The organism is Alishewanella jeotgali KCTC 22429, assembly GCF_000245735.1.
GTDB lineage: Bacteria > Pseudomonadota > Gammaproteobacteria > Enterobacterales > Alteromonadaceae > Alishewanella > Alishewanella jeotgali.
In genome coordinates, this window is the sequence record NZ_AHTH01000063.1 from 1 (window position 1) to 6,421 (window position 6,421).

General features: G+C 52.7%; 5 protein-coding genes and 1 riboswitch. Of the genes, 3 read left to right on the forward strand and 2 right to left on the reverse strand.

All coding sequences use genetic code 11. From position 1 onward, the window contains the following. Positions 1–76 precede the first annotated feature (76 nt). Genes AJE_RS17550 through AJE_RS17560 form a run of 3 tightly spaced genes read left to right on the forward strand, consistent with a single transcriptional unit; the run spans position 77 to position 2,368 of the window. Positions 77–1,564: an FG-GAP repeat domain-containing protein gene (locus tag AJE_RS17550; protein WP_039929000.1), complete on the forward strand. Its 1,488-nt coding sequence runs from the start codon at positions 77–79 to the stop codon at positions 1,562–1,564. 55 nt (positions 1,565–1,619) lie between these two features. Beyond that, a complete protein-coding gene (locus AJE_RS17555; RefSeq protein ID WP_008951971.1) occupies positions 1,620–1,991 on the forward strand; it encodes a fluoride efflux transporter FluC in 372 nt (123 codons plus the stop codon). Then, positions 1,985–2,368, forward strand: coding sequence for a fluoride efflux transporter FluC (locus AJE_RS17560; RefSeq protein WP_008951972.1), 384 nt, complete (start codon positions 1,985–1,987; stop codon positions 2,366–2,368). The genes AJE_RS17555 and AJE_RS17560 overlap by 7 nt, the downstream gene beginning before the upstream one ends. A gap of 47 nt (positions 2,369–2,415) precedes the next feature. Here AJE_RS17560 and AJE_RS17565 read toward each other — a convergent pair whose 3' ends face one another. After that, positions 2,416–5,583 (reverse strand): amidohydrolase family protein, encoded by a 3,168-nt coding sequence (locus tag AJE_RS17565; protein ID WP_008951973.1) that lies wholly within the window; start codon positions 5,581–5,583, stop codon positions 2,416–2,418. Between the two features lie 163 nt (positions 5,584–5,746). Beyond that, the gene (locus AJE_RS17570; protein ID WP_008951974.1) at positions 5,747–6,118 is read right to left on the reverse strand and encodes a DUF3718 domain-containing protein; all 372 of its coding nucleotides are present in this window, start codon (positions 6,116–6,118) and stop codon (positions 5,747–5,749) included. A gap of 102 nt (positions 6,119–6,220) precedes the next feature. Continuing rightward, positions 6,221–6,304: riboswitch (cyclic di-GMP riboswitch) on the reverse strand. Between the last annotated feature and the right edge of the window lie 117 nt (positions 6,305–6,421).

A 6,421-nucleotide genomic window follows, 5' to 3' on the forward strand; every position in this document is an offset into this window, starting at 1 on the left:
ATTTAAGGCACTGAACTTTTTCAAACTTTTTTCTGACGAAAGCCGTACTGGAATAGAGTTAATCAGGGAATCCCGTATGTTGAAGCAGAGTTTGCGTTGGGCACGCTATCTGGTGCTGCCATTGTTGTTGGTCGCGCCATCCTTGTTGGCCTTTCCGCTGGAAAAAATTACCGTGCCTTTGGGGCATCCGGCTAACGGCAGCCTGGTGCATTTACCGGGACAGCAACAGCTGTGGGTTTCTGGCTTTAGCCAATATGAGCGCTGGCTGACTCAGGTCGATTTAAACTCGTATCAAACCCGTAGTATCGAAGTACCGCCGCAGGCACAGTATTTTAGCCGCGGCAAACTGGCTGGCTATCAGCATGAGCAACTGTTGTTGCTGACGACCGATGGCATTTTGCAGCTGGAGCAGCAGGACGGCCGCTTTAACTGGCGCAAGCTGCTGCAGAGCGAGTCAATGTTTCGGGTGGTTGATGCGGTGCGGTTACGCGAACGGCAGTTTACTGTGGATCTTGGCTCTGGCCTGAGTGATATTTTACTGCCGGATTTTCAGTTTTATCACCTGTACCGGCAGCAAGCGGACGGTAGCTTCCGCCACTTTGCGTTACCTGTTAGCGCCCGGGTGCAAACCTGGAATAATAACCGCGCCGACTACAGTGGTCGCCGCTTTTATACCTTGGATGTTAACCTAGACGGCATGACGGATCTTCTCTTTGTGCAGGGCGGGCAGGCGCAGGTTTTTTTACAGCAGGCAGACGGTAGCTTCAGTACCGAGCCCTGGCAACCGGGTTGGCCGCTTGAGTTATCAACTGAGCAACAAGCCGACCAGCGTTCAGATGCCGGACGTAGCTATAGCGGGCAGCGGATTGTCAGTTTGGAGGAGATCACGGATCTCGACGGCGATGGCTTGCCGGACCTGGTGCTGCGGGTCGAGCAAATTGCTGATGCACTGGAGCGCAGTGCGCGTTTTCTGGTGTATTTTGCCAGTGCGAACGAACAGGGGCTAAGCTTCAGTGCGTCGCCGGATACCGAGATTGCGGTTGATTCGGTCCCGACCGAAGTGGTAATTGCCGATTTTAACGGCGATGGCCGTAAAGATTTTTATATCCCAACCACTAAGATTGGTGTCGGCACCATTGTGCGGGTGTTATTGCGTGGCAGTGCCAATCTGGATGTGGATTTCTATCTGTTATCTGCAGACAGGCGTTATCCTGCGAAAGCTAACTTCCGGCAACAGGCAAAAATTGACGTCAGTATCAGTAACCTGCGTTTTGATATGCCGCTATTCGAGCTGATGGATCTGACTGGTGATGGCCGTAAACATCTGGTACTGGGGGAAGCGGGCACCGAGCTGCACTTTTTTGCGCCGGACCGAAGTCGCCTGTTTAGCCGCAACAGCGACAAGGTGCAGTTAACCTTGCCGCGCGATGCCAGCCGGGTCAGAGTGTTTGATCTGAATGCTGATGGCAAAGCCGATTTGGTGCTGCCTTATGATAGTCTCGACGCTGAAGGGCAGCGCAATCAACTGGTGTTGCTATTAACGCCGGTACAAAACACAGACTAAACTTGACGTTAGCGCTGGCGCTGGTCAAGATAGGTTTTTTTTAAAGGAGCTGCTGGTGCTGTATCTGGCGATGCTGCTGGCCGCTGCTGTAGGCGGCGTTTGCCGCTTTTTATTATCCAATCTGCTTGCGGCTTATTGGACCAAGCCTTTCCCGCTGCCAACCCTAGTGGTGAATCTGAGTGGTGCCTTTCTGCTTGGCCTGTTATGGGCCGGTAAGGATCTGCAGCAGCTGAGTCAGGCGCAATGGCAGATCCTGGCATTAGCGGCCCTGGGCAGTTTTACTACTGTCTCCTCATTAAGTTTGCAAACCGTGATCTTGTGGCGCAGCCGCGCTTTGCGTCAGGCGCTGCTTTATCCTGGCATCAGCGTCAGCGGCGGCCTGCTGCTGTTGCTACTTGGTAGCTGGTGCGGGCGGCAGTTATGGTAAAGCTGAAAGATACGGCGGCGGTCGCCTTGGGAGCGGGTCTGGGATCGGCCTGTCGCCTTAGTCTTGGCGCCTGGGTCGGGGTAACAGTATGGCCCTTTGCAACCTTAATGGTTAATTTACTGGGCTCCTTGCTAATTGGCTGGTTAGCGATCGTCAGTCAGCCCGGTGGTCGTTATCCGATGCCAGCCTGGCAGCAACAATTCTGGCTGACCGGCTTTTGTGGTGGTTTTACCACGTTTTCCTTGTTTAGTTTCGAGCTGTTGCAGCTATATAGTGCCGCCAGTTACGGCGCAGCCGGCAGCTATCTGCTGCTGACTGTTATCGGCGGCTGTTGCTGTTGTTATCTCGGGATGCGCCTGGCTCAGCGGCCAGAATAAGCTCGCCGGCGGCATTGCTGCCACCGGCTATCCCACGGTCAACCTGATTAACGCGCTTCAAAGTAGAAGGGTTGGCGTTGCCGCTCACGCAGGCCTATCTCGTGCATGGTTTCGGCATCGAACAGCCGGCCATTGACCATCGTATAAATCACCTGATCGCTGACCCGGATATCCTGCAACGGATCGCCATTAATCACAATTAAATCAGCCAGTTTACCCACTTCAATACTACCCAGCTGATGGTCCATACCAAAGGTGATCGCTGGGTTCAGGGTGGCGGTACGCAGCGCTTCCAGTGCGGTCATGCCGCCCTGGGCAAACATCCAAATCTCCCAGTGCGCTCCCAGACCTTCGCGCTGACCATGGGCGCCGATATTCGCGACAACACCAACCTCCTTCAGCTCATTCGCGGTTTTTACCACATTAAAGTGATTGTAGTGATGCTCGGGAGCGGTGGGCCGGCGCATACTGCGGGGCGCTAATTGATCCATAGGTACATAGCGGCTCAGGCGGGGATGTTTCCACACCTCGGTTTTGTCATACCAGTAGTTTTCACCCCAGATGCCACCATAGGCCACGTTCAGCGTGGGGGTATAGGCGGTGCCGCTGGCCTGCCACAGCTGCTTGATATCCTGATACACTCTGGCTGCCGGCAGCGCATGTTCAATGGTGGTGTGACCATCCACGATCATCGTCAGGTTATGCTGCATCAGAGAGCCGCCCTCCGGCACGACCATCATATTCAGCTCGCGCGCGGCCTGGATCACCTGCTGCCGTTGGTTGCGCCGCGGCTGGTTATAGCTCTTGACGCTAAAGGCGCCCACTTTTTGTAACCGGGTTAAGTGAAACCTGGCATCGTCCAGACTATCGATATGTGAAGTATAGCCGGCACCTTCGGCACCGTAGAGGATGGTGCCAGTGGAGAAAATCCGTGGTCCGACAATCTGACCACTACGCTGTAGCTCGCTGGCACTAAAGATTTCGCGGGTATCATTCGAGGGATCGTGAATACTGGTCACCCCGAACGTCAGGGCCGCATAGTTTTGCCAGTTTTGCTGTGGGGTAATTTGTTGCACGCCCTGACTGCCATGCGCATGGGCATCGAACAGGCCAGGCATCAGGGTTTTACCGCTAATATCAAACACCCTGGCGTCTTTGGGAATAGCGATCTCGTCGCGGCTGCCAACGGCGCTAATCTTGTTATCGCGGACCAATACCACCGCATCCTGTAATACCTTATCACCCTGCATGGTGATAACCTGACCACCGACAAAAGCGACGCTACCACGTGGTATGTCAACGGGCGCCGAAAAGCCTAACTGAGTGATTTTGGGCTCCGGGCTTTTCGCTGCCGACAGATCGAACAAGCCACTGACCTGCTGCTGGTAAAGCTCCGGCCCCAGGCTCCAGTACAGGCTGCTGCTATCACCGGCCCAGCTAATGTACTCGCCGGCACGCACCGACAGCTGTTTGACCGGAAATTGCTTATCGTTGGCGGCAATTTCAATTGGCCGGCCGCGTTCGACAAAGGGGGTGACAAAGACTTTAAAGCGATCGGCAAAAGCCAGATATTTACCATCCGGCGACAGCTTAAATTCGGTACCAAACTTGGCACTGTACAGGGTTTGTTGCGTATGTTTGGTCAAATCAATACTGATCAGTCTGGGGGCGCTGCCAAAGTCCATCGCATAGACCTTGTCATTACCGGCGCCAAACATCGGAGCGCGGCCATTGCGGGCAATTAGCTCAGCTTCGCCGCCACGGCTACTGACTTTATACAGACCGGTATTCATTGACCATTGTTTTGGCAGCAGGCTGCCGGCACCAATTTTACGGTATACCACGGTGCGGCCATCCGGACTAAAGGTAGGTTCAATAAACTTACCAGGCTCGGTTGTTAGCTTGGTCACCCGGTTATTGCGTAAATTCAGAATATTGACTGCACCCTGTGTCTGATCATTCCAACTGACATAGACCAGCTCACGGCCATCGCGCGAGAACTGCGGATAGAATTCAAAATCGGTAGTTTGCCGGGTCAAACGCCGCGGTCTGGGATTGTTCAGTTCGGTGATATACAAATGGCCCAGAGCAGTAAAGACGGCTTGTTTACCATCCGGTGAAACCTGAACAAAGCGCAACATCTTAGTATCAAACTGTGACTGATCCAGATCCTGTTTTACTCTGAGCGCGGTTTGGATCTGTTTACTGGTATTGACGCTAAACGGAATAGTGCTGACGCTTTTATCGCTGAGTCGCAGCGTTTTAATCTCGCCACCGGCCCAGAACACTAACTGCTGATTATCGGGTGTCCAGCTCAGGGTAGGGTAAACGCCGTGAATGGCCCAGGTTTCCTGCATATCACGGTCCAGACCATCGTACAGTTTAATATGCTCGCCACTGGTTAAATCATATAAAAACAAGGTACTTTGGAAATCGACCCGCCGGATATAGGCCAGATATTTACCGTCCGGAGATGGGGTCGGACGAATGGCACCACCAGCACCGGCCAGTAATACCTCAATATTGCCGGTTGCGCGCTCAAAGCGCTTAATAGCGTAGATACCGCTTTCTGAATCCTGACTGTAATGAAAGGTTTTACCCGGCGTATCGTCCTGCGAAAAATAGATATAATGGCCATCAGGTGAAAACGCCGGTTCGCCAAGATCTTTCTGATCGTTCGGCCGCTCTGTCAGCATCACACCGTTGCCACCACTGATATGGTATTGCCAGACTTCACCGGCACCCAGAGAACGACTGGCAGTAAAGTGCTTACGGGCGACAATAAACTGACCGTCCGGACTCCAGGCCGGGCTATTTAACAGACGAAAGCTTTCTTTGGTGACGGCTCTGGGTTCGCTGCCATCGGGGCGCATGATCCAAATATTGTCGCCGCCATCGCGATCAGAGGTAAAGGCAATATATTTGCCATCCGGACTAAATACCGGCTGCATATTCCAGGCGATATCATTGGTCAGGGCAGTCGCGGCTCCGCCGCTGATCGGCATGCTATAGATGTCACCCAGCAAATCAAAAACGATGGTTTTACCATCCGGGCTTACACTGACATTCATCCAGCTACCTTGCTGGACCTGAATATCAACCTGGGTAAATTCTCCCTGCGGCGCATTAACCTGCCACTCGGCGGCCGGGGTGTCGGCCTGTAACGGTAAACAGGCCAGGGCGAGTGCCAGCAGGCTGGGCTTAAAATAAAGCATGGCTGATCCTTAATCTTATTATTCTGTTAACGAGAACAGCAGAGTGGCATAAAGCGATCATAAAGTTAAGGTAGCGTGGCGGGTGATGCGGCAAAAGTATCGTTCGGAGGGACAGAAATAAAAACGGCACCCAAGGTGCCGTTATTTAAGTAAGATGCCAGACTTAGCCGCCAGCGCGGGCTTGCAGAGATTCGATTACCGGTGAGCTACCAAAGCCATTGCTTTGCGCCCATTCGATATCGCCAGAGGCTGCAACCTGACTACCAGGTAACTGCTTGATAATAAAGTCGGCGGTATCGTTAGCACCGCTTCTAATTGCAAAGCGTACTAAGGTTAAACCGTCGCACTGAATACCTGAGTAGACGTTGCTCAGACGTAAACGGTTATCAGACAGGGTTTTACGCAGGGCGTTGCGGTTATCAGCGGCAACATAAGAACAAATTGACTGTGCCAGTTGATCGTTTGCGGCAACAGGAGAACTGACGAAAGCTGTAGCAGCAATGGCAGCAGCAAGGGTTAACAGTTTACATTTCATAACAAACTCCTAGGTTGTACCTTACGATCAGGCTAAGTATAGTTCTACTACAGCGAAAGACATCGGTGACACACAGGAGGTGCATATCAGACCAGTTATGGCCATGGCAGCCCGGCTATCGTAGGTTTCCCCTTAGATCCGCAGCTTTGCGTGCACACCCTTTCGGATGCCGTGCCTTTCGTAGGCGCGCATTTTAAGGAATGCTGAAAATTTACGCAAGAAAATATTACTGCCAAACACGTTGAACAGTGTGCTAATTGCGATAAGGTCGCGGAAGCTTGTGATCTAAAAGTGATTTACTAG

Coding starts and splice junctions, on each gene's coding strand:
- AJE_RS17570 (WP_008951974.1), bottom strand. CDS start 6,118: ATGAAATGTAAACTGTTAACCCTTGCTGCTGCCATTGCTGCTACAGCT.
- AJE_RS17550 (WP_039929000.1), top strand. CDS start 77: ATGTTGAAGCAGAGTTTGCGTTGGGCACGCTATCTGGTGCTGCCATTG.
- AJE_RS17560 (WP_008951972.1), top strand. CDS start 1,985: ATGGTAAAGCTGAAAGATACGGCGGCGGTCGCCTTGGGAGCGGGTCTG.
- AJE_RS17565 (WP_008951973.1), bottom strand. CDS start 5,583: ATGCTTTATTTTAAGCCCAGCCTGCTGGCACTCGCCCTGGCCTGTTTA.